The sequence below is a fragment of the Bacillota bacterium genome, assembly GCA_012837285.1.
Classification (GTDB): Bacteria; Bacillota; DTU030; order DUMP01; family DUMP01; genus DUNI01.
Window position 1 is genome coordinate 1 of record DURJ01000177.1, and the last position, 1,972, is coordinate 1,972.

At 43.6% G+C, this 1,972-nt stretch carries 2 protein-coding genes; both read right to left on the minus strand.

The genetic code is table 11. The features are described 5' to 3' along the window. Nucleotides 1-342: 342 nt before the first annotated feature. Nucleotides 343-1,599, minus strand: a complete 1,257-nt coding sequence (locus GX016_10140) for a UPF0261 family protein (GenBank protein HHT71902.1) — start codon at nucleotides 1,597-1,599, stop codon at nucleotides 343-345. A gap of 157 nt (nucleotides 1,600-1,756) precedes the next feature. Beyond that, nucleotides 1,757-1,972: creatininase family protein (locus GX016_10145; GenBank protein ID HHT71903.1), on the minus strand; the 216-nt coding region annotated here is incomplete at its 5' end.

A 1,972-nucleotide genomic window follows, 5' to 3' on the forward strand; every position in this document is an offset into this window, starting at 1 on the left:
CATCTTTAAAACTGCACTCTAATAGATTATGTCTTATTGCCATACAACATTACCTCCCGTTTTAATATTGTAGACTCTGGGCAATTCTCTTTCCTTGGCAAGTTTATGAAAACGTTTTCTATATCATAATAGCATATACATCCTGCTTTGTCAACGGGCCTTTGTCGTCGCCTGTCACGGGCCTTTGTCGTCGCCACTAAGATGCTCTTTTCTTATCTGTAGCTTGAAATATGAAAGGCTCTCTTTATTACTGGGCTCAGACTAATTTTATGTGGTTGGTATCCATTAGCACAAAGGAAAATTAAGAGGGCGTTAACCCTGGGCAGCGTAAGTCTCGGGGTATTAGTTTGTATCTAAAATAGATTCGGTTGCATGCTCTTCATCACAGCTTTTCATCAGTCGAATCATGACTTCTGCAGCTTGTTCAGCAAACTCTCTGTCATTAATGTTAGCTTTGATACTAATAACTTCGATTTCGCGTTTCAATTTTTTTCTCAGAGTCTTTATAAGTACCAGATCCATTTCCGGGTCAAATAATGCATTCCCCTGTCGACCATTTTCCGAGAAGCCACACACCGGTAATAACACAGCTACTGGACCAGTTGCCTTATTCAATTTCAATGCAACTACTTCAGCTGTTCTTATGATTTCTTCCCTGTTCGCTCTGACATTTGTGTTGTACGGGTTATGATAGTGGGTCTTTCTGCCCTTATATTTTTCTGGTATACTATCCGGCCCCCCGAAACAGAAATACTCCATCGCGCCTGGAACAATCACTTGTGGGATTCCTCTTTTACCAGCTTCCACAAGACGTGGGCGTAACGGGGTATAGATATCATCACCGCATACCTCACCAATCAGTTCGTGTGTGGTCATGTCCAAGACACCCTGTATAAATCCTTGCTCAACCATATATTCCATAGCCGATCCACCTGCACCCGAAGCATGGAAGGCAATGACCTCATATCCTTTACCCTCCAAGATCTGACGTGCCCTGGTGACAGCTGTCTCTGTATTTCCAAACGCAGTTATTGCAATAACTTGTTTGTTTCCTTTTTTGAGCAACCGGCCATGCTGGGCCATGCCCATTACTGCACCAGCCCCGTTAGTCAGAATAGTACGGCTAACCGTATTCAAGCCCCCAAGAAAATCAGCCACAGAAAACATCATTACAATATCCTTATATTCCACATATGGACGAACATATCCCGACGCTACCGTTGAAATAATCAGTTTGGGAACGCCAATTGGTAAGCTTCGCATGGCAATTGATGCTATAGCCGTACCTTGATTTCCCCCAATGGCAATTGCACCGGCCAGTTCTTGTTTTTGGTACAACTCCATTAGAATTTTTGCCGCTCCCTCTCCCATGGTTTGCATCATACGATCCCTGCGCATAGACGCTAGCTGACTTACTTCTATCCCACTACGCCGACATACGTTATCATACGAATATGTTGCTTCAAATGCACGAGAAGGATTGGTACTTACATCTATGATAGGAGCTTTAAATCCCTGTTTTTCTATAAGCTGATGCAAAAATCGCGCCTCAGCTTCCTTAGTATCAAGTGTTGCCACAATCGGAATAACTTTTCTCACTATGACCCCCTCCTGTTTTTCGGTAGTTGTTTCAACTAAGAGAAGAAACTGCTAACCATACACCGACATGCATCATGGATGATTCGCAGTTCTCCAGTTTAGGTAAGATGTATTGCCGGAATGCAGTAATACCTTCCAGCAATACATCTATTTGAGTTTACGCTCTATCAGGGAATTGGCGGTCTTCGTCCTTAACAACAAAGGGGAATTTCTTCACTTCTTCCAGGAAAGCTGCCAGATGTTCAGCCTCTCTCTCGAACAATGCTAACCCTTTCTCAGGAGTGCCACGGAACGGATTTCCGATTGTAGCGCTGTCGCTATACTCGTGGTGCTCCATCGGTACATATATGTTTTCCGACCCACCAAACTTGAC